Source organism: Streptomyces sp. RPA4-2 (genome assembly GCF_012273515.2).
Classification (GTDB): domain Bacteria; phylum Actinomycetota; class Actinomycetes; order Streptomycetales; family Streptomycetaceae; genus Streptomyces; species Streptomyces kaempferi.
In genome coordinates this window covers 401,474-421,424 of sequence record NZ_CP050975.2, presented here as the reverse complement: position 1 = coordinate 421,424, position 19,951 = coordinate 401,474, and the positions used below count along the sequence as shown (strand labels likewise).

Annotated in this window: 18 protein-coding genes and 1 pseudogene; 7 read left to right on the top strand and 12 right to left on the bottom strand. The window is 69.1% G+C overall.

Translation table 11 applies throughout. The annotated features are described in order from the left end of the window. The first annotated feature begins 5 nt into the window (after positions 1–5). Positions 6–248: a non-oxidative hydroxyarylic acid decarboxylases subunit D gene (locus HEP85_RS01565; protein WP_168525481.1), complete on the top strand. Its 243-nt coding sequence runs from the start codon at positions 6–8 to the stop codon at positions 246–248. A gap of 7 nt (positions 249–255) precedes the next feature. Here the strand turns inward: HEP85_RS01565 and HEP85_RS01560 are convergent, their stop codons facing one another. From HEP85_RS01560 to HEP85_RS01550, 3 genes are all read right to left on the bottom strand, one after another. Next, positions 256–1,221 (bottom strand): NAD(P)-dependent oxidoreductase, encoded by a 966-nt coding sequence (locus tag HEP85_RS01560; RefSeq protein ID WP_348772361.1) that lies wholly within the window; start codon positions 1,219–1,221, stop codon positions 256–258. Between the two features lie 131 nt (positions 1,222–1,352). Further along, the gene (locus tag HEP85_RS01555) at positions 1,353–1,925 is read right to left on the bottom strand and encodes a dihydrofolate reductase family protein (protein ID WP_168525477.1); all 573 of its coding nucleotides are present in this window, start codon (positions 1,923–1,925) and stop codon (positions 1,353–1,355) included. Positions 1,926–1,975: 50 nt separating this feature from the next. Next, a complete protein-coding gene (locus HEP85_RS01550; protein ID WP_168525475.1) occupies positions 1,976–2,401 on the bottom strand; it encodes a hypothetical protein in 426 nt (141 codons plus the stop codon). Here HEP85_RS01550 and HEP85_RS01545 point away from each other — a divergent pair. After that, positions 2,400–2,945 carry a hypothetical protein gene (locus tag HEP85_RS01545; RefSeq protein WP_168525473.1) on the top strand — a complete coding sequence of 182 codons (546 nt, stop codon included), beginning with the start codon at positions 2,400–2,402 and terminating at the stop codon, positions 2,943–2,945. The genes HEP85_RS01550 and HEP85_RS01545 overlap by 2 nt on opposite strands. A gap of 263 nt (positions 2,946–3,208) precedes the next feature. Here the strand turns inward: HEP85_RS01545 and HEP85_RS01540 are convergent, their stop codons facing one another. Beyond that, positions 3,209–3,394 (bottom strand): transposase, encoded by a 186-nt coding sequence (locus tag HEP85_RS01540; protein ID WP_369658101.1) that lies wholly within the window; start codon positions 3,392–3,394, stop codon positions 3,209–3,211. A gap of 126 nt (positions 3,395–3,520) precedes the next feature. Here HEP85_RS01540 and HEP85_RS01535 point away from each other — a divergent pair, with 126 nt between their 5' ends. After that, a complete protein-coding gene (locus HEP85_RS01535; RefSeq protein WP_248001780.1) occupies positions 3,521–3,928 on the top strand; it encodes a contact-dependent growth inhibition system immunity protein in 408 nt (135 codons plus the stop codon). Positions 3,929–4,052: 124 nt separating this feature from the next. On the opposite strand, the pseudogene HEP85_RS01530 reads toward HEP85_RS01535, so the two are convergent. Further along, positions 4,053–5,268 (bottom strand): annotated as a pseudogene (locus HEP85_RS01530) (IS701 family transposase). A 148-nt stretch (positions 5,269–5,416) separates the two neighbouring features. Here HEP85_RS01530 and HEP85_RS01525 point away from each other — a divergent pair. Continuing rightward, complete coding sequence (locus HEP85_RS01525; RefSeq protein ID WP_168525467.1) at positions 5,417–5,965, top strand: hypothetical protein; 549 nt, start codon at positions 5,417–5,419, stop codon at positions 5,963–5,965. Positions 5,966–6,306: 341 nt separating this feature from the next. Here HEP85_RS01525 and HEP85_RS01520 read toward each other — a convergent pair whose 3' ends face one another. Continuing rightward, positions 6,307–6,822: a helix-turn-helix domain-containing protein gene (locus tag HEP85_RS01520; protein WP_168525465.1), complete on the bottom strand. Its 516-nt coding sequence runs from the start codon at positions 6,820–6,822 to the stop codon at positions 6,307–6,309. An 87-nt stretch (positions 6,823–6,909) separates the two neighbouring features. Between HEP85_RS01520 and HEP85_RS01515 the strand changes: the two genes are divergently transcribed. Next, positions 6,910–7,623 carry an SDR family oxidoreductase gene (locus HEP85_RS01515; RefSeq protein ID WP_168525463.1) on the top strand — a complete coding sequence of 238 codons (714 nt, stop codon included), beginning with the start codon at positions 6,910–6,912 and terminating at the stop codon, positions 7,621–7,623. Positions 7,624–7,803: 180 nt separating this feature from the next. Here the strand turns inward: HEP85_RS01515 and HEP85_RS01510 are convergent, their stop codons facing one another. The 4 genes from HEP85_RS01510 to HEP85_RS01495 form a co-directional block, all read right to left on the bottom strand. Next, positions 7,804–8,487: an NADPH-dependent F420 reductase gene (locus HEP85_RS01510; RefSeq protein WP_168525461.1), complete on the bottom strand. Its 684-nt coding sequence runs from the start codon at positions 8,485–8,487 to the stop codon at positions 7,804–7,806. 28 nt (positions 8,488–8,515) lie between these two features. Beyond that, on the bottom strand, positions 8,516–9,547 hold the full coding sequence (locus tag HEP85_RS01505; RefSeq protein WP_168525459.1) for an LLM class flavin-dependent oxidoreductase: 1,032 nt from the start codon (positions 9,545–9,547) through the stop codon (positions 8,516–8,518). After that, positions 9,540–9,845 (bottom strand): hypothetical protein, encoded by a 306-nt coding sequence (locus HEP85_RS01500; protein ID WP_211117775.1) that lies wholly within the window; start codon positions 9,843–9,845, stop codon positions 9,540–9,542. Before HEP85_RS01500 ends, HEP85_RS01505 begins: the two co-directional genes overlap by 8 nt. Positions 9,846–10,458: 613 nt before the next feature. Then, positions 10,459–10,902, bottom strand: coding sequence for a VOC family protein (locus HEP85_RS01495; protein WP_168525457.1), 444 nt, complete (start codon positions 10,900–10,902; stop codon positions 10,459–10,461). Positions 10,903–11,256: 354 nt separating this feature from the next. Here HEP85_RS01495 and HEP85_RS01490 point away from each other — a divergent pair, with 354 nt between their 5' ends. Next, the gene (locus HEP85_RS01490) at positions 11,257–13,542 is read left to right on the top strand and encodes a SpoIIE family protein phosphatase (protein WP_369657547.1); all 2,286 of its coding nucleotides are present in this window, start codon (positions 11,257–11,259) and stop codon (positions 13,540–13,542) included. A 248-nt stretch (positions 13,543–13,790) separates the two neighbouring features. Further along, positions 13,791–16,319 carry an RICIN domain-containing protein gene (locus tag HEP85_RS01485; protein ID WP_168525453.1) on the top strand — a complete coding sequence of 843 codons (2,529 nt, stop codon included), beginning with the start codon at positions 13,791–13,793 and terminating at the stop codon, positions 16,317–16,319. Between the two features lie 66 nt (positions 16,320–16,385). Here HEP85_RS01485 and HEP85_RS01480 read toward each other — a convergent pair whose 3' ends face one another. Next, positions 16,386–16,772 (bottom strand): nuclear transport factor 2 family protein, encoded by a 387-nt coding sequence (locus HEP85_RS01480; protein ID WP_168525451.1) that lies wholly within the window; start codon positions 16,770–16,772, stop codon positions 16,386–16,388. 201 nt (positions 16,773–16,973) lie between these two features. Then, a complete protein-coding gene (locus HEP85_RS01475) occupies positions 16,974–19,334 on the bottom strand; it encodes a carboxypeptidase regulatory-like domain-containing protein (protein WP_248001778.1) in 2,361 nt (786 codons plus the stop codon). Positions 19,335–19,951: the final 617 nt, after the last annotated feature.

Below are 19,951 nucleotides of genomic sequence, written 5' to 3'. Positions count from 1 at the left end.
CCGGCATGGATGGCACCGGCATCTGCCCGCGTTGCGCCCACGAGACCATCGAACAGCTCTTCACCTCTCCCGTCCCCGGGGTATGGCTCGTGCTGCAGTGCCGGCAGTGCCTCTACTGCTGGCGTACCAGCGAACCCGCCCGCCGCACCGAGCGTGACGTCTATCCCGACGGATTCAGGATGACCGTCGACGACATCGCCAACGCCGTCGAGGTGCCACCCGTCCCCCCGCTCCTTCGGCGCGGCTGAGGCAGACTCACGGGTTGTTCTCGGTCGGCCTTTCGGCCGCGCCTGTGCGGCTGTTTGCGACGGGCGCAACCGGATGGCGCAGGAGGATCCCGGCCTTCTCTTCCAGCAGGGCCACCCCGAGCAGCTCGCCGTCCGCGGGCCCGTAGCGCTCGAGTGCCTCCCCGTGGAGACGACGCACGGTGTCCGTGATGCCGTGGGGCGTGTCGAGTCGTTCCGCCAATGCGGTCACTGCCGTCAGTTGGTCGTGGATGCGGTCGAGGCCGAAGTCGGTGAGGTAGTCGCCGGCCAGGAGGGCGGGCAGGTCGTGGCGGATGAACGCGGTCGAGGCGGGACCGGCGGCCAGGGTCTCGGTGAGCACGCCCAGGTCGATGCCGGCACGTCGGCCCAGGAGAAGAGCCTCCGCGGTGGCAGCGGCCTGGCCGAACCAGAGGAGGTTGACCAGCAGTTTGGCGACGTAGCCGGTGCCGGGTCCACCGACGTGCGTGATGCGGTCGGACACCGCGGACAGCAACGGGCGGTGGCGCTCCAGGAGGGCGTCCTCCCCGCCGACGTAGAGCCGCAGCCGCCCCGCGGCGGCGTCCGCGGGCGAACCTCCGATGGGCGCCTCCAGCACACCGACTCCGTGGGCGGCAGCCCGCTTCCAGCAGGGTTCGGCGTCGGCCGGCGTGTTACTGCTCATGTCGATCCAGGTGGCCCGGGGCGCCAGCGCCCCGAGAACGGCGTCATCGACTGCCGCCGCCACCTCGGTGGGCCCGGGAAGGACGGTGAGGAGCACGTCCGCCCCCGCCGCGGCGGCTGCCGCTGAATCCGGGGCCCGCGCGCCGCGTGACAGGGCCGCTTCCCTGCGCTCGGCCAGGACGTCGTAAGCCCTCACCCGGTATCCCGCGCGGACGAGACCGGCGCACAGCGGCTCGCCCATGCGGCCCACACCGATCAGGCAGATCGTCGACATCGGTGGATGATATCCGGGCACGGCCCCGGCCCACCGGGCTTCTGGTGCGGGGGCTGGGTGTGCGTCCTGGTGAGGCCCACGGGCTCACGGGCCCACGGGCAGGTGGGTTGCCGGTAGGTGGGAGCGGCGGCAGGGCGGCTGCCCGGACTTGGTCAGCGCACGACGTCGAGGACGTTCATCTGGAGGCCGTTGGCGTACACGGCGTGCTCGACCAGCTTCAGCTTCCGGGTGTCCTGGTCCGTCGCGGGGAACAGACGCTTGCCCGCGCCGAGAAGCAGGGGGAAGACCAGCAGGTGGTAGCGGTCGATCAGGCCGGCGTCCGCGAGGCCGTGGTTCAGCGCGACGCTGCCGTGGACGATGATCGGACCGCCCTCGGTCTCCTTCAGAGCGGCGACCTCGTCGAGGGTGCGCAGGATGGTGGTCTCGCCCCAGTTCGAGACGAGCTTGTCCTCGGTGAGGGTGGTGGAGACGACGTACTTCGGCATGGTCTTGTACTGGGCGAACTCGGCCATGTCCGGCCACACCGGGCTGAACGCCTCGTAGCTGGCCCGTCCCATCAGGACCGCGGTGGATTCCTCCTGCTCCCGCCCTTTGACGGCGAACGCCTCGGGAACGAACGCGACGTCCTTGAAGGTCCATCCGGAGTTGCGGTAGCCGGGTTCGCCGCCGGGGCCCTCCATGACGCCGTCGAGCGAGATGAAGGCGGAGCTGATCAGGGTACGCATGCTGGTTTCCTTCGGTGTCGGCGGGCCGCCCTGCGGTGTGCGGACTGCGATCACGGGACTGCGATCACGGCAAGGTCCAACACCGCTCCAGGATGCAACCGACAAAAATAATTGTCAAGACAGTTCGAATTGTCGGCAGGCTCGCGGTGATCAGAGAGCGAGGCTGCTGTGTTGAGGAAGGCGCCGTCGAACGGCTGGCCGGCGGTGCCTGATGGGTATGGCCGCGTGACGTCCTGCCTGCCTACGCGGACACTGACGACGGCGACCTGATGCTGCGACGCGACTACGGCCTCGGTACGTTCGAGCGCTTTGGTCGCGGGGCTCCATGAGACCGATGCGGCGCGTCCGGCAACGTTGCCCATGATGATCAGGCGTGAGAAGGTGCCGCAGCCGGAGTCGCCGAGGGTCACCCCCGTCTCACCGCACTCAAAGGTGACCTCCACCTCGCACGGCGGAAGGACAAGCTCGCTCACCATGGCCGAAACCCCCGATGACGTCCCCGGGATAGCCAGCGAGGGTCACTTCGCGGCATTCGTTCACAGATACCAGTCCCTCGACCTGTTCGCCCGATTCCTCGGCAACCCGTTCGAGCTTCTGTGCGGCCAGGCCCAGTGCGCCCTCGAAGCGCACGATCCCGGGACCGTGCTGGAACGACTGGCGATCACCGGCCCGCCGTATCCCCTCGCGGATACCCACCTCGACTGGGACGACCCCGTGCCGGAGAGCCGGTACGTCATCACCCGGGTCGCCCTGTTCGCCCCCATCACTCTCAGGGTGTGGACCCCCGCCGCCGGCACTCACGTCCTGCAGGGCGCACTGACCTGCGTCATCGCCAACCTCAACCAGTCCGAAGACGACCGCATGGTGCGGTCGTGGCTCGATCTGGACGAGCACACCCCGAGCCGCCTTCTGAAGCCCGACGGCGACCTGCTCCGCAGTCGCCTGTTCAGCGTCGGCGAATGGCTCCCCACCGACTACCCGCACGGATCCCCCGAACGCGAGGGCCGGGGCACGACCTGACGTGCCTTTCCGAAGTCAGGCTCGCGGCTCGGTCTGGAGCGGCCGACTGTGTCCGTGACGATGAACCGCTTACGACCTTTGACTTTCTTGCCGGCGTCAAGCCCCTGGAGGCGGCCGGGGCGGCGTCGGCGGTGGGGATCGACTGCGAGTCGATCAGCCCGGCACTCGGCTCGGCTTGGCGGCCGTCAGCCTCACGAACCGTGCTCCGCAGGGGCGTCGTGGATCCGTCCAACCGTGCCTCCGTCATGCCACCAGGTGAAGTATCAGTACACGGTCTGCCAGAGAGCGAAGTCCCTCGGCAACTGCCGCCAGGCGCACCCGGTACGGACGACATAGAAGATCGCATCGACGATCCGCCGCCGCGGATGCTTGTCCCGCCGGCCGCCCTCTGGCCCGACGCGCGCAGCGGGCAACAACGGCTCGGTCGAAGCCCACTGATTGTTCGTCAGATCGGATGGATCCCCCCGCCAGTCACATCAGGCCCAACAATGGCCCAGATCCCAGGACACGGAAGATCTCCAACGCGGTCTGATGAGACCGCGTTTGAGATCTCGCATCTACGAGAGAATCGCCTGGTGACTGTATCTGTCGACCGTAGTCGGTCCCTCGAGGAGCTTGAACGTGATCGCTGGCCGGCACCCCCACCTGACGCCACTCGTCTCATTGCGACGGCGCACGCCCTGCGGAGCCGGCCGGTCGGGACTCTGACCGTTGAAGACCTGCGTCTGCTGATCGGGCAGGACATCGGGCTGGCGGTGCTTCTTCCGCTCGCGGTGGAGGTGCTTCGAGACAACCCGCTGGCCGAAGGCCACATGGGCGAGGGCGACCTGTTGCGCGCAGTCCTGGCCAGGACCTCGGCGGTCTGGAGCGTTTATCCGGACCTTGCAAGGCAGCTGACCTTCATCGTCGGCAGCCTCTCGGACCTCTCGCCAGACCTGCGAAGCGAGGTCGAGCGGTTCGTAGGTCTCGCCCAGAATCCCTGACGCGTTGCAGGTTGCCTGGCGTTCCACTACAGGGCTGTCCACCGAAGACGCCGTGGTCCTCGCCGTTCTGCCGGGCAACCCCGGGTGATCCGGCGGACCATGATGCCGATCATCGCCCACCGGATCATGGTCTCGGACCGGGCGGGATCGGTCCCGTAGTCGGGCTCCAGTGGGACCAGCGAAGCCAGTGGCCAGCCTCGTGGACGGGTCCGGCGACGAGAGCTATAAAGAGTCGCTGGATCTCGTTGCACGTCAGCGGTATCAGGTCGTCAGGCCTGGGACGGAGTCGGTGCTCGTCGGTGCGGACCACGGCCAAGAAGGCATGGGCGAGCATGACGAGGGTGACCCAGCGGGACCAGGACGTATAGCGGCGGAGCTGGTGCTCGTCCAGGCCGGCCAGGCCCTTTCCGGACTGGAACGTCTCTTCGACCCTCCATCTGGATCCCGCGCCCCGCACCAGGGCTGCCAGGGGTACCGGTTGGGGTGAGTGGCAGCGGTAGTAGGCGAGTTCGCCGGTGGTGCGGTTGCGGCTGATCAGGAGATGGCGGTGGCCGGATGTGGTGCTGGGCAGGTCAATGTGGGCCCAGTCGTAGAAGCGGTGCCCCTTGGCTCCGGCTCCGGCGGACAGCTTCTGCCAGGCCCGCTTGGGGAGCTTCTTGGCCAGGATGTCCGCGCGGAATTTGCCGGCCTCGGTGATGACCTCGTGAGTGCGGGCCACTGCCAGGACGTATCCGGTGGCGCGGTCCTCCAGGGCGGCGCAGCGTGTGGGGTTGCCGCCGTAGACCTCATCTCCGGCCACCCAGGGGGCGCGGTGTCCGGAGTCCCGGAAACGGGTGATCATGCGGGCGGCCAGTTCGGGCTTGGTGACGAACGCGGTGTCCGGGTCGAGTCCGGCCGCCTGGCACCGGTCGCACTGGTCGGTCCACGAGCGTGGGATGTAGAACTCTCGGTCCAGTGCGGCGTGTCCGTGCTGGCCTGCGTAGGCGAGGTAGACGACGACTTGGGCGTTTTCGATTCTGCCCGCAGTGCCGGTGTATCGGCGCTTGACGCCGACTGCGTGGATACCCTTTCTTCACGTCACCAGTCTCGTCGACCACGAGTACTGCCTGGTCGTCGTGCAGGTGCTCGACCACGTACTCGCGCAGGTCGTCACGGACGGCGTCGGCGTCCCACTTGGCGCGACTCAGCAGCTGCTGCATGGCGTCCGGAGTCGCCTCCCCGGCCCATTCGGCGATGGTCCAGCAGTTCTTCCGCGGCAGGTCCGCGAGCAGTCCCAGCACCAGGTGCCGTATTCGGCGACGGGGTTCGACCCGGGCAAACCGGCCTGCAATGAGGTCCATCAGGCCCTCGAACGCTTCCTGCCAGCGGGCAGCGTCTACGCTGTGACCTGCGGCCGCCGCGTGATCGTTTGTCTTCACACGCCGATGGTCAACGGTGGCCGCGTCTACGAGTGCCAGCGGGATGGAAAGGCTCGTCGAAGGAGACGCAGTGCTGGGATTGCTGGGCTTCTACGACGAATTCGACACCCGCTCCAGCCAGCCGAACGGATCGATACACGATGTCGTCCGGCCCGTCGGTGAGCGGGATGAGACGGACCTGGTGGCCTACCTGGACGCAGGCTACGACTTGATCGACGTCATGGAAGGCGGACCGGACGTCATCACCGGCAGCCCCCACCGGCACTCTCCGGGATGCTCATCCCTGTTGACCGACGGCGCGTGGCTGTGGCGCCAGGACTTCCCGCACTATGTGGAAACCCACCACGTCTCGCTGCCCGACGCCTTCCTCGAACACGTCCGCAGCCAGAACTATCAGATGCCCACCATCATCGTCGCGCAGTTCGCTCCGCACTACGACGAGACCATGCCCCTGGTCGGCTGGGCCTCGGCTGTCCCGTGGCGATCGACTGCAACCACGCTCGTACCTGAACCACGAGCAGTGACCAGCAAGACCCAGTTCGATGCAGCGACGCTGGCCCAGGAACGAAACCGGCCGCACGGCAGCTGGGCCAGGCCACGCAAACCGCGGAGAACATAGCCGTCACCAGCCAAGAGCGACCTACAGCTGGAGTACTAGGTTCGACGCTGCGGCCGTCGGGCACTCGGACCCGGTCACGCAGCGCGTCGTGCAGCCGCTCCTCGATCCCGTCATCGTGCCACCGCGTGAGCGATGATCAGAATTCGATGACCTGACCCGACACATCCGCGAGGGTGCTCGTGCTCGAGCCCGCGGTCCCGCAGCAGGCGGTCCCGCCGGTCGGCCGGTCCCCGGTTCGACCTCCCGTCGGCCGTGGGCCGGCTCGAGTGGTCGGACGGACGTGCCGCCGCCGGTGGTGAGAGCACCGGGCCGCCTGAGAGCGGCCGCCCAGTGGTGGACGGTCAGGACTTGGGCGTCAACCCTGGTTCCTCCCGCCCCCGCGTGGGACGGGGGACCGTCATCAGGAAGTTCACGTTGCCCGCGGGGACGACGGCGTCGGTGTCGTCGACGAAGGCCACACGCACAGGGCGGTCGCCGTCGGCGGAGCGCCGCAGCGTGCTGGGTCCGGTCGAGGGCGGCCGGTTCTCGTCGCCCCACTGTTGGAGGGCGGCCAGGACCAGGCGCAGCTGCTCACCGGCGGGCGTCAGGTGGTAGCTGAACCGGGTGCGCGCACCGGGCTCCCGGTAGGGCCGCTTCTCCATGACGCCCCCCTCCACCAGGGTGGCCAGGCGCAACGTGAGGACGTCGGGGGCTATGCCGAGGCGGTCACGGAAGTCGGCGAAGCGCGTCACGCCCTGGAGCGCCGCCTCGCGGAGGACCAGCATGGTCCAGCGGTCCCCGACGATCTCAAGGGAGCGGGCGATCGAGCAGGCCTCTTCGCGGTCGCGGTCCTTCCGTGCGGTCTTGGCGTGTGTCATGCGACTCAGCTTACCCCTGAGTTGCGTTTCCTCATCCAGCTATCTATGTTGGAAATACCTATTCAGCCCCTCAGGGATGAGAAACTCATGGACATCAGGAACGCAGTGGCGGTCGTGACCGGAGCCAACCGCGGCCTGGGCCGGCACTTCGCCGCCCAGCTGCTCGAGCGCGGCGCCGCCAAGGTCTACGCGGGCGCACGCAATCCGGCGTCGGTCGACCTGCCCGGGGCCGTGCCGCTCGCGGTGGACATCACGGACCCCGACTCCGTGGCACGGGCGGCCGAGGTCGCCGGGGACGCGACACTTCTCATCAACAACGCCGGCATCAGCACGCACGTCGGACTCGCCGCGGGCGACATGGGTGACATCCGCCTGGAGATGGAAACGCACTTCTTCGGTTCCCTCAATGTCACCAGGGCCTTCGCCCCGGTGATCGCCGCGAACGGCGGCGGGACCATCGTCAATGTGCTCTCGTTGCTCAGCTGGGCGCACTATCCGAACTACGGCGGCTACAGCGCGGCCAAGGCCGCCGAGTTGGCCATGACCAACGTGACTCGGCAGGAGCTGGCACCGTCCGGTATCGACGTCATGGCCCTGCACGTGGGCTACATGGACACCGACATGGCGGATTACGTGGACGGCTCCGACAAGGTCGACCCAGCATGGGTGGCCGGGCTCGCACTCGACGGCATCCAGGACCGCGCGCTCGAAGTGGTGGCCGACGACAAGAGCCGTACCGTACGCGCCGCACTCTCCGGAGATCTGGCAAACCTCTATCCGGGCCTGCCCTTGACGCGCTGAGGGCGCGAACCGCTCTCGAAGCTGACCCCGTCGACGAGAGGGCGCGGCTCGCCGCCGGTACGTGGCGTCAGCGGGCTGACCGGGGCCCGTACTGCCGGGAGACCTGGTGGCGTCCCCGGGTGTCGGGGCACTGGTCCCGAGGACCGGAGACCGGGTGAACATGCCGGGCCGCCTCGCGGCTCAGCGGGCCCTGCCGACCGTCACGCCGCGTTCCGAGGCTGGGAAGCGGTCGGTCATGGCGCGCAACTCGTCCGCGCTGACGTTGGCGCCGAAGGGCTCGGTGCCCGGTTCCAGGCGCACCCCTTCGGCAAGCGGGCCGACGTCGACGGGATCGAAGCCGAGGGCGCTCACGAGGTGGGCGGTCGTGGCCCGGTCGGCAGGGTCCTTCCCGGCGAGGGCGATCGCCTTGCGGCCGGACGTTCCGACGGGTCGGGCCTCGTCCTCGAGGTCGTGGTAGCCCATGTGGTTGAACGCTTTGATCACACGGGAGTCCGGCAGGAAGGCCTGGACGATCTCGCTGGTGGAGGTACGGGGATCGGTGAACTCGTGGCGTACGCCGTCGACCTCCCACCAGTAGTTCATCGCGTCGATGACCAGCTTGCCCCGCAGCGCGTCGACCGGAATGCCGCGGTGTTTGCCCAGGGGGAGTGCCAGAATCACGACGTCCGCCTGGGCCGCCACCTCGGCCGCGGTGACGGCGACGGCGCCGGGGGTGAGGACCTCGATGGTGAGCGCGATCTTCTCGGCCGCGCCCGACCCGGCGATCAGCACGCGAAACCCTGCCGCGAGGGCCAGCCGCGCCAGTACGGTTCCCACTTTCCCGGCCCCCAGGATGCCGACGCTGCGGACGCCCTCGATGTTCATGCCGTCTCCGTTTCCGCTTTTGCGTGAGTCAGCCGGCGAGGATGTCGCGGACCATGGGAATGACCTTCGTGCCGTACAGCTCGACCGCCCGCAGGCGGGCACTGATCGGCTGTGCGCCCGCGGTGTAGATGAGGTCGAACCTGCCGACGCCGAGTTGGCGGACGGCGCCGGCGATCTTGCGGGCGACCGTCTCGGGTGAGCCGATGTACAGGGAGCCGTGCTCGATCTCCGCGTCGTACTCCTCGCGGCGCAGCGGCGGCCAGCCTCGCAGGGCGCCGATGCGGTCGCGGATGACCCGGTAGCTCGGCCAGTGCACCTCTCGGGCCTCTTCGTCGGTGTCGGCGATGAAGCCGGGGGAGTGCATTCCCACCGGATGAGCGGTGGTGCCGAACTGGTCGGCCGCGCGCCGGTAGAGGTCGATGTAGGCCGCGAAGCGCTCGGGCGAACCGCCGATGATGGCGAGCATGAGGGGAAGTCCGTAGTGGGCGGTGCGAATGACCGATTGGGGTGAGCCACCGACACCGACCCAGGTGCTCAGGTGCCCCGACTCGGTGGGGGGAAAGACCTCTGCGTCCTCCAGGGGAGCCCGCACGGTGCCCTTCCATGTGACGGGCTTCTCCTCCAGCAGCCTCGAGAACAGCTCGATCTTCTCCTCGAACAGCGTGTCGTAGTCGGCGAGGTCGTATCCGAACAAGGGGAACGATTCCGTGAAGGACCCGCGGCCGAGGATCACCTCGGCCCGGCCGCCCGAGAGGGCGTCGACGGTTGCGAAGCGCTGGAACACCCGGACGGGGTCGTCGGAGCTCAGCACCGTCACGCCGGAGGAGAGCCGAATGCGTGTGGTGCGCGTGGCGATGCCGGCGAGCACGGTCTCCGGGGACGAGATCGAGTATTCCGGCCGGTGGTGTTCGCCGAGCGCGATGACGTCGACGCCCAAGTCGTCGGCGAGGACGGCTTCGTCGAGGACCTGCCGGATCGCCCTCGCGTGGGAGACCGTCGCACCGGAGTCGTCCGCGGGTACGTCGCCGAACGTGTCGAGGCCGAAAGTGAGATCAGACATGGGTGGACTCCTTGGTGAGCAGTTCCCTTACCAGCGGGGCGACTTCGCGGCCCAGCAACTCGATCGTGCGGGAACGGGCCTGACGCGGCAGGCGCATGATGTCGTACGTGAGGTCGAAACGGCTCAGGTGCAGGTCGTGGGCCGGCCGAGATCGACCACGGCGCGCTCTTCGTCGGCTCCCCGGAAGCCGTCGCCCGAGGAGCAGGCGGACGGTCTCGGCGTCGCTCAGCGTCCGGCCGTCATCCGTGGCGACCTCCCCGAGCGAGTCGAGGCCGATCTCGAAGGTCAGCGGCGTCATGGTCTCCTCCTCCGGTGGCCCGCATGGGGTTGACCGTCCAGAAGCAAATAATTGACACGTCAAGTATATTCCTAGGATACATGCTTGATGCGTCAATCGAGAGGGTGAGGGTGTGCGGCGATGCGGGCCTGTCCCGTGCCGCCGTGAATCGGGTGAGCGGCCGCGCGGCTCGTGCGTGAAGCGGGTCGGTTCGCTGCCTGCTCGCCGGGTCCATCGTAAGGCATGTAGTTTATGTGTCAACTAAATGCCTGCGGGGCGTGCGGTGCCTGCGGGGCATGCGTGCCTGCGGTGTCGGCGGCGTCGAGGTTCCGGCTGAGGCCCTCGACCCGTCCGCCCACGCGGGGCTGCGCTCGGCCTTGCCGTCGTGGCTTCGCCCCCCGAGCGGTGATTTGTGCGGCTCGCCTCGGTGCCCCGGCGCACTCGGTCGTCCGAGGCCGGTGGCGAACAGGGTCCCGCCCGTGGGGAGTTGCTACCCGGCGGCGCGGGCCAGGTCGGCCACGTTCTCGCCGACCCGTCCGGCGCCTGTGACGACCATGGCGTAGGTGCGCGAGGCCTCGTCCACCACTGGTCCTGTCACCTTGCGGGAGGCGCGGGTGGCGGAAGGAGGTGTTCGTCACCGGCCGGGGAGCCGGGTGGTCACTTCCTGCAGCACCCATCCGTTGCCGTCCGGGTCATTGAAGGCGGTGAACGAGCCGTAGCTGGCGCGCAGTGGATCGGGGCCATTGACCCGGCCATCTTCCGTGTCGCGGTGGAACACCCCGCCGGCGTCGTGGAAGATCTCGGTCATCTCGACACCTCGGCCGACGAGCTCGGCATGGGCCGCCGCGATGTCCGACACCACGAGGTGCAGGCCCTGCGTCGAACCCGGCGCGGCCGTGGTGACCCCGGTACCGAAGAGGATCGAGCACGGTGAGCCGGGCGGCGTCAGGTGGACCACGCGGTAGTCGTCGTCGGCGACGTAGTCGACGTCCAGACGGAAACCGGCCTTCTCGTAGAAGGCCTTGGCCCGGTCGACATCGGAGACGGGCAGCACGACGACTTCGAGTTTCAGATCCATTTTCGCCTTCTCTTTCGCGGACGGAGGCGCGGAGGCCTCGGCGCGTCACCGTTTTGACCGGTGAGATCATGACATCCCTGCTCGTCACCGGTCAAGCAGGTGACGCACACGCCGGGCGTCCGGTCGGCGGCGGGCCGGCGGCAGTCCCCCGGGCGCAGGGCATCTGCGGGCGCGCTCGCGCCCCAGGCCGCGCGAAGCGGTTCCGGCTGCGCGAGACTGGAGGCACGGCCGAGCCGAGGGAGCCCAGAACGGCGGAAGGTCATGGACGGATCGGAAGTCGGCAGCACGCGGACAGCGGGAAGCGCGCCTGACGGGGTCAGTCAGGCATCGTTGCTGGTGGATGGCGTAGGCGTAGTGGTCCGGTGGAGCCCGGCAGCCGAAGAACTCCTCGGTTATGCGGCACCGTGCGGTATCGGCCGGACGATCACGGAACTGCTCGCCGCGGGGCCGCCCGGGCACTTCGGGGTAACCGAGACGGCGTTCAGACACCAGGACGGCCATGCGGTCGGCTGCCGGATCCGTGTGTGGGCCGAGCGGGACCCGCAGTTCGGGGCGTGCTGGCGGGTGGAGCTGTCAGCGGCGTCGTCCGAGACGGTCCCCGCAGTCGACCAGGCACTGCTGGAAGCCCTGTTCACCCGTTCCCCCATCGGCCTGTTCGTCCTGGATCCGGAACTCCGTCTGACGCGGTACAACGCGGCAGCGGAGGGGATGCAAGGCACGCGGGTGACCGAGGCCCTCGGCCTGCGTCCCACCGAGGCGTGGCCCGGCTTCAGTTCCGAGATGGCGGAGCAGGTGATGGCCAAGGTGCTGGAGACCGGTGAGCCGGCGATCGCCTTCGAGAAGCGGGGGCGGCCGCCCGGCGACCCCGAGCACGAGCACGTCTATTCGGCGTCCGTGTTCCGCCTGCAGGACTCCGCCGGACGCATCATCGGCATCGCCGATACCGTGGTCGACGTCAGTGACCAGCACCGGGCACAGCAGCGCCTCGCCCTGGTGGCCGAGGCGGGCGCCCGTATCGGGACCACCCTCGACGTGCTGCGCACCGCGCAGGAACTGGCCGAGGTGGTGGTTCCCCGGCTGGCCGACAGCGTGGCCGTGGACCTCCTTGAACCGGTGCTCGCCGGACACGAGGTGCCGTACGGGCCGGGGGAAGCCGGATGGGCCCTCCAACGTGCGGCGTGCAGGTCGGACCGCGCGGGTATCACACCGGGGGTGTACGCGGTCGGTGAGCCGAGCAACTATCCCGGTGCCGCGGCCGCCCTGCGGGTCCTGGCCGACCGCAAGGCGTGTCTGGTGCGTTCGGTCGACGAGGACAGCACCTGGATACGCGATGACATGGTCCGTGGCCGGCGGATCCTCGAGGAGCGGATCCACTCGTTGATGATGGTGCCCCTGGTCGCGCGGGAGAGCGTTCTGGGGCTGGTCGCCTTCTACCGCTGGGGCGCGCGCGGCGCCTTCGACGACGAAGACCTCACCTTGGCCCAGGACCTCGCCGGCCGCACCGCCGTCGCCCTGGACAACGCCCGCCGCTTCGTCCGCGAGCGAAACGCCGTGCTCTCCCTGCAGCGAGGCATGCTGCCACAGGATTCTCCCGCTCCGCATTCGGTTCGTACCGCGCACCATGTGGTGTACTCCGGCGCGGGCGGCGACTGGGCCGACGTGATCGCTCTCCCCGGCGCGCGCGTGGGCCTCGTGACGGGCAGCGCCCCCGGGCGCGGCATGCGTACGGCGGCCACCATGGGCCGGCTGCGGACCGCCGTGCACATCCTTGCGGCCCTGGATCTGGCGCCGGACGAGGTCATGGCTCGCCTCGACGACGTCGTTCACCAGATGGACGCGGAGAACGGTGACCCGGCGGCCGGCAGCGAGGCCGCCGGGGCCACCTGCCTGTACCTGGTCTACAACCCCGTCACCCGGCAGTGCGTCATGGCCACGGCCGGACGGCCCGGCCTTGCCGTGGCCCGGCCGGACGGCACGGTCACCTTCCCCGATCTTCCGGTGGGGGCACCCCTGGGCCGGCCCGGACCGGCGTTCACCAAATTCGAGCTGACGGTGCCCGACCAGACCCGCCTGGTGCTGTACACGGCCGGACTGGTGCAGGCCTTCGGCCACGACGGCGGACACGTCGAGGTCACGCGACTGCTCGCCGCTTCCCGTCAGGCCCCGCAGGACCTGTGCCTGAGCCTCGCCGAGAACCTCATCCCCGTCGACCCTCCGCAGGATGCGGCGGTCCTGGTGGCGTGCACCCGGGCCCTGGACCCCTCCCACGTCGCCACCTGGAGCCTGCCCGCCGTCCCGGCGGCCGTGGCCACCGCCCGCACCCTTGCCTCGGGCCAACTGAGCGCGTGGGCCCTGGACGACGAGGTCTTCGCCACCGAACTCATCGTCAGCGAACTGGTCACCAACGCCATCCGGTACGCCGAACCGCCCGTACGACTGCGGCTGATCTACGATCGCACCCTGACCTGTGAGGTCTCCGACAGCAGCAGCGCCGCCCCCCACCTGCGGCACGCCCGAACCACCGACGAAGGCGGCCGCGGTCTGCTGCTGGTCTCCGAGTTCGCACAGCGGTGGGGGACCCGTTACGAGGACCGGGGCAAGACCATCTGGGCCGAGCAGCAACTCACCTCAGCCGTATGACCACTTGAGGCGGCCGCATGACCGCGTGAGCGTCCACCGGCCGGTGCGCGCGGATGCGGAGCGCCTTGTTCGCAGCCTCTGGACACCCCCGCTTCGCCTATGTTGTCATGTTCACACGGTCGTTCATTTACAACGTTGTAAGGGGAGTTCGGAAGAGACAAGGAGCTGCTCTCCGTGGTGGGCGGCCGTCGCGCGACGTCGGTGAGCGGACCGTGTCAGGCCACCGTTGAGGCTCGGAGGGGAACGCCATGGTGAGGTTGGGCAGATGGTGGGGCGGGGCCGCCGCCGTGGCGGTGCTCAGCAGTCTGCTCGGTGGGCCGGGCACCTCGCCCGCCGCGGCCGGAGTGCCCGCCGCGGTCGCCTCCCCCGCTCCGGCGGGCACGTCGTTCCTCGATCACGACGCGTTGTTGAAGGGCGTTCAGGACCCGGCCTGGTACAAGGCCAACATCCCCTTCCTGGACGTGCCCGACCAGCAGATCCGGGACGTGTACTACTACCGCTGGCAGACCTACAAGGAACATCTGGTCTACACCGGGCCGGAGTACGGCTGGCTGTCGAGCGAGTTCCTCCAACCCGTCGGCTACGGCGCTCCGTACGGGGGGATCTCGGCCGCGGCCGGACACCAGATCACCGAGGGGCGGTGGCTGCGCGACCAGACGTACGCCAAGGACGTCGTCGACTACTGGCTCGGTGGCCCGGGACAGTTCCCCAAACCGCAGACCGACGGTGTGAACGCCGACACGTCTGACTGGGCCCACGAGTACAGCTTCTGGGCGGCCGACGCGGTGTGGCAGCAGATGCTGGCCACCGGGGACCGCGGCTTCGCCAAGTCCCAATTGGCGTCGCTCGTCAAGCAGTACGACGGCTGGGGCAACCACTTCAACCGGACTCTGGGCCTGTACTGGCAGGCGCCGGTGTGGGACGCGACGGAGTACTCCGCCTCGTCGTATGAGTCCTCCGAGCCGTATCACGGGGGCCATGGCTACCGGCCGACGATCAACGCCTACCAGTACGGTGACGCGCGGGCGATCGCCGCGATCGCCGCGCTGGCGGGTGACACCGGCACGGCCGACGACTTCCAGGCCCGCGCCGGTGCTCTGCGCAGCGCGGTGCAGACACACCTGTGGGACGCGGGACGGCAGTTCTACTACGGCGTGGCCCGGGACAACAACCCCTCCCTGGGCAAGACCGGCAGCCGCGAGCTGATGGGCTATCTGCCCTGGATGTTCGACATGGCGCCGGCCGCGAACGCCGGAGCGTTCGCCCAACTCAAGGACTCCAACGGCTTCGCCGCCCCCTACGGGCCGACGACGGTGGAACGGCGCAGCCCCTGGTTCATGTACCAGGCCGGCGGTTGCTGCCGCTGGGACGGCCCCTCCTGGCCGTTCGCCACGTCCCAGACGCTGACAGCGGCGGCGAACCTGCTGGAGGACTACCCGGCCCAGTCGGTGTTCTCCAGCAGCGACTACGTCCAACTGCTGCACACCTATGCCGCCACCCAGTACCGGGGCGGCGTCCCCTACGTCGCCGAGGCCCATGACCCGGACAGCGACAACTGGCTGTACGACGGGAACAACCACAGCGAGGACTACAACCACTCCACCTACGACGACAACGTCATCTCCGGACTCATCGGCCTGCGGGGCCAGAGCGACGACACCCTGGTCGTCAAGCCGCTCGCACCGGCCGACTGGGACCACTTCGCGCTGGAGAACACCCCGTACCACGGGCACAACGTGACCGTACTGTGGGACCGCACCGGAGGCCGCTACGGCCAGGGAGCCGGGTTGCACGTCTACGTCGACGGCAGCCAGGTCGCCGCCAGGACGGACCTCGGCCCGGTCACGGTCGACGTCGGTGCGCCGAACACCCGGCCGAGCACGGACGCAACCGCGGACATAGCCGCCAACGGGCAGCGCTTCGCGTCCGGTCCGCAGCCCTTCGCCTCCTACACCTCCAGCTACGACAACGTCTGGAACGCCGTCGACGGCATCGTCTACCGGCAGGGGATTCCCGAGAACAGCCGCTGGACCTCGTACGCCACCGGCCACCCCAGCGACTACTACGGCGTCGACTTCGGCCGCGACCAGAAGACCGGTGACGTGCGGCTGTACTTCTACGACGACGGCGGCGGCGTGCGCACCCCGGCCACGTACGACCTGCAGTACTGGACCGGCACGGCGTGGGCCACCGTACCCGGACAGACCCGCTCTCCCGGCGCTCCCACCGCGAACGCCGAGAACGAGATCACCTTCCCGCCCCTGACGACCAGTCGGCTGCGCGTCGTGGCACCCAACGCCGGTGGCGGCACCGGGTGGGGGCTGTCGGAATTCCAGGTCTGGGCCCCGCCCGTCTTCCAGATCGCCAACGTCAACAGCGGCAAACTCCTCGCCGTCGACCACGCCTCGCTTGCCGACAGTGCCGATGTGCAGCAGTACGCGGACAGCGGTACTCCGGACCACCTGTGGAAACTCGTCAAAGCCGGCAGTGGCTGGTACAAGATCGTCAATGTCAACAGCGGTCTGCTCCTCGCCGTGCAGGGCGCCTCTACCGCCTTGAGCGCCCAGATTCAGCAGTACCACGACAACGGGACCAGCGATCACTTGTGGCGGCTGATCGACGCCGGCGGCGGTCAGTACAAGATCGTCAACAAGAACAGCGGCCTGCTGCTCGGCGTCGCCGGCATGTCCACCAGCGACAGCGCCAACGTCGTCCAGTACTCCGACAACGGCACCGCGGACCATCTGTGGACCCTGCGATCGGCGGCGACCCCGTAGACCGACGTCCCGTCGCTTGGGGCGTGGCGTGGGGGCGCGGCAAGCCGAGCGGATCGGAGGCGGGCGTCAGACGTGCGGCATCGACTCCACCCATTGGGCTCGCCAGGCGGGTGGAGCGAAGGGATCCGCGAAGTACTGGGTCTCGTGGGCGACCTTGCCGTCGCGGAATTCCATGATGCTGATGGTGGACGCCGGTTTCCCGTCGTAGTCGATCACGTATTCAGTGATCCAGAGATCTCCACTGCCGAGAATCCGGCGGATGGTGAACGTGAGCTTGGCCGGATGGTGTGAGCGCAAGGCCTGAAGGTTGCGGCGACCGTGGATGCGCTCTCCCGACTGGGGGTAATCAGTGATGACGTCGTCGTGGTAGATCTCGTGCTCGGTGTCCTGGTCCCCGGCCGCGGACGCCTCCCAGTGCCGGTCCAGCGCCGCGCGAATCTCCTGGTCGCCCATCGTGTTTCCTCCGACCACAGAAGGTATCGGACGAGATCCGTCTCCGATGTCCCGGCTTCCTGGGAACCAGCGTAACCCTGGCGGCGATGACCGACACGTGCGCTGTTTCGCCGTCCGGCGCGCGGCGCCCCCGACTCGAGGGTGCCCCCGGCTACGGACCACGGTGGGGCCGGGGCCGGGGACACCCAACTGCGACGAGGGTCAGCCGGAGGTCGCCGGGGCGGCCTTCAGGCGGAGGTTCGCGCGGACTGTCCGGTCCGCACGCACTCTGGTCGCCGGGTACGCGGTGACGTGGCCGGGAGCGCTCACGCGCAGCGTGTGCTTGCCCGGGCCGGCGAGGAACAGGGTGTAGAAGCCGTCGCCGACCGCCGCGTCGTCCGGTGTCGCGACGGTGACCGTCGTGGCGTCCGAATGCCCGGAGTCGGCCACGGTGGCGCCGACCAGGCCCGCGCCGGTGCGGCCGTCGCGGACGGTGCCGACGGTCAGGCCGCCGGACACCGGTAGGAGGTCGCGCGTCCCGACGTACACGTCGTCGACGGACCAGTAGTAGCCCCAGTTGGCCACGAAGTGGAAGCGCAACTGGACTGCCTTGTCACCCGCGTACGCCCGCAGCGGGACGTGAACGGTCCGGTGGTCCCTGCCGTCCCCGCTCGTGGAGGAGGTGGCCCAGGCCGTCTGCCAGGTGGTGCCGCCGTCGGTGGTGACGTCCACGCTCATCTGCTGGTTGTTCGGGTTGTACAGATAGGCCGTCTTGAAGTCGAGCTCGGCCGACTCGCTGCCGGAGAAGTCGTACACCGGGCTGATCAACTGGCTGTCCTGGTGCGGGCCGATCGGCCAGTTGTCGCTCTCGACGACGGCGAAGGAGCCACTGCCTCCGGTCGCGTTGCCACGCTGGATCGGGTCGTCGAACTCCCAGCCGTTGTCGGTCCCGGAGGCATTGGACACCGTCCAGCCCTGTGGGGCCGAGGTGTTGGAGTCGAACGTCTCCGTCGTGCCCTCGCGTCGCAGGGTGTAGCCGACGGCCGTGGCCGAGTCGGGGTCCGCGTCCAGGGTGAAGTTCCTGCCGACCGGATGCCTGCCGACGGTGACGGACTGTTCCGCGGGCTCGTATCCGGGCAGCGCCGCGGTGACTTCCAGGCCGTAGTCCGCTCCCTTGGGCAGGGAGAGCTCGTAGGCGCCGGTGGCGGGGTCGCTCCAGACGGGGGCTTCGGGGGAACCGTCCACCGTGACCTTCGCGTAGAGCGGCCAGCCGTGGCCGGAGCCGTCCTTGACGGTGCCGTGGACCTTCGCACGCGGAATGGCGGCGAGGCGGAAGTCGCGGGAGAGGGACTGGCCGTCCGCGATGGTGAGGGTGGCGGGGGTCGAAGTGGTGTAGCCGAAGGCGCGGACCGTGAGGTCCTTGACGGTGCCCGCGGGCAGGTCCAGCTGGTACGCGCCCCGGCTGTCGGTCGTCGCGACGTCGAGACCCGAACCCACGGTCGCGTGGGCGACCGGCTTGCCGGACGCCGCGTCCTTGACCGTTCCGGACAGCGTGCCGTGCGGCCCGCTGCGGAACGCGGCCAGGCCTGCGGGGGTGCCGAGGCCGGTCGGGCCGTCGTAGCCGGGACCGGCGTTGCACAGGTAGTCGCTGGTGCAGCTGCCGTTGGTGCCGCTGGTGACGTCGTTGAGCCCGGCGCCGCCGGCCGCGTACGGGTAGGCGGCGGGGGAGGTGCCAGGGCGAGGGGTGCCCGCGAGCGCGTACACCGAGGCGATCAGCGGAGTGGCGGCGCTGGTGCCCCCGTAGCGCTGCCAGCCGACGCCGCCCGCACCGTAGGTGAGGTAGACGGCAACGTTGTCAGCGACGGCGGAGACATCCGACACGCTGCGGCCGGTGCACCCGGTGTCCTTCTGGTAGTCGGGCTTGACCTGGTACTGCGCGCACCCGGAGCCGGGTCCGTAGGGGTCACGGGCCCAGACCGTCTCCGTCCAGCCGCGGGCGGTGTCCGGGGCGGGAGTGAGCGCGGTTCCGCCGACGGCGGTCACGAAGGGCAGCGTCGAGGGGAACGAGACTCCGTACCGGTTGTCGCCGGTGGCCGCGACCACGGCGACGCCGGGGTGGTCGTAGGAGGCGCCGTAGGTGGACAGGTCGGAGGCGAAGTCGCCAGGCCGGCCATAGGAGTTGGACACGTACTTGGCGCCGAGGGCGACCGCGCGGTCGACACCGGCGGCGAGATTCTCCAGACCGTCGTTGTCCGTCTCGACGAGGAGGATGTGTGCGCCCGGGGCCGATGCCGAGACCATGTCCAGGTCGAGAGCGATCTCGCCGGCCCACGATTCACTGGGCTGCGGGTAGGAGGTGCCGCCGCGCTGGTCGACCTTGGTGAAGCAGCCGTTGGCGGTCGTACAGGCGGGGAGGCCGTACTGCGCGCGGTAGACGGCCAGATCGGCCTCGGCGTCGGGGTTGTCGTACGCGTCGACGATCGCGATCGTCTGGCCGGCGCCGCCGTCCGCGGGCAGGCTGTAGGCGCTCTGGATGTCCCTGGGGCCCAGCCCGGCGGGGGTGGCCGCGGCACTGAGCCGCATCACGGGAGTCTCGTCCGCGGCGCGCATCGCGTAGCAGGTCGCCCGATCCTTGCCGGGCGTTCCGCAGACGGGCTCAAGCCGGGTCGGGGCGTTCGGTCCGGTCGGGCCGGTCGCGTCCGACGTTGTCGCTGCTGCCGACGTCCCCGTGTGGACGTGTGCGGAGTCGGAGCTCTGGGCCGCCTGTGCGGAAGGCAGGCCCCCCATCAGTACGAGGGTCGCGGCGGCACCCAGGGCCACGACGCCTCGGCCAAGTATGCGGAAGCCTGTGGCGGCACTTCTCGCGGGTGGCGATATCGACACTGTTCACCAATCCATGAAAGGGCCCAACTCGGGCCCAACGATGGCGGATTCACATCCGTCGATGATCAATTACTGGTCCAGAACGAGGGTGTGTCAATGGATCACTTGTGAGAACCGCATTTCGTAGACGCTCAAATCGGCGACAACCCCGACAAGGGGGCTCGCTGTGAGGGCACCGGGCATCGCAGGTCATGGTGAGCGCTTGCTGCCGACGGTCGGCCGGCAGTGCTTCGTGCCCGGCCGTGGCTCTCGTACGGGACCTCACACCAGCTGATGGCAGGCCACTGGAGTGGTCTGCGGCGAGAACGGCACCCCCG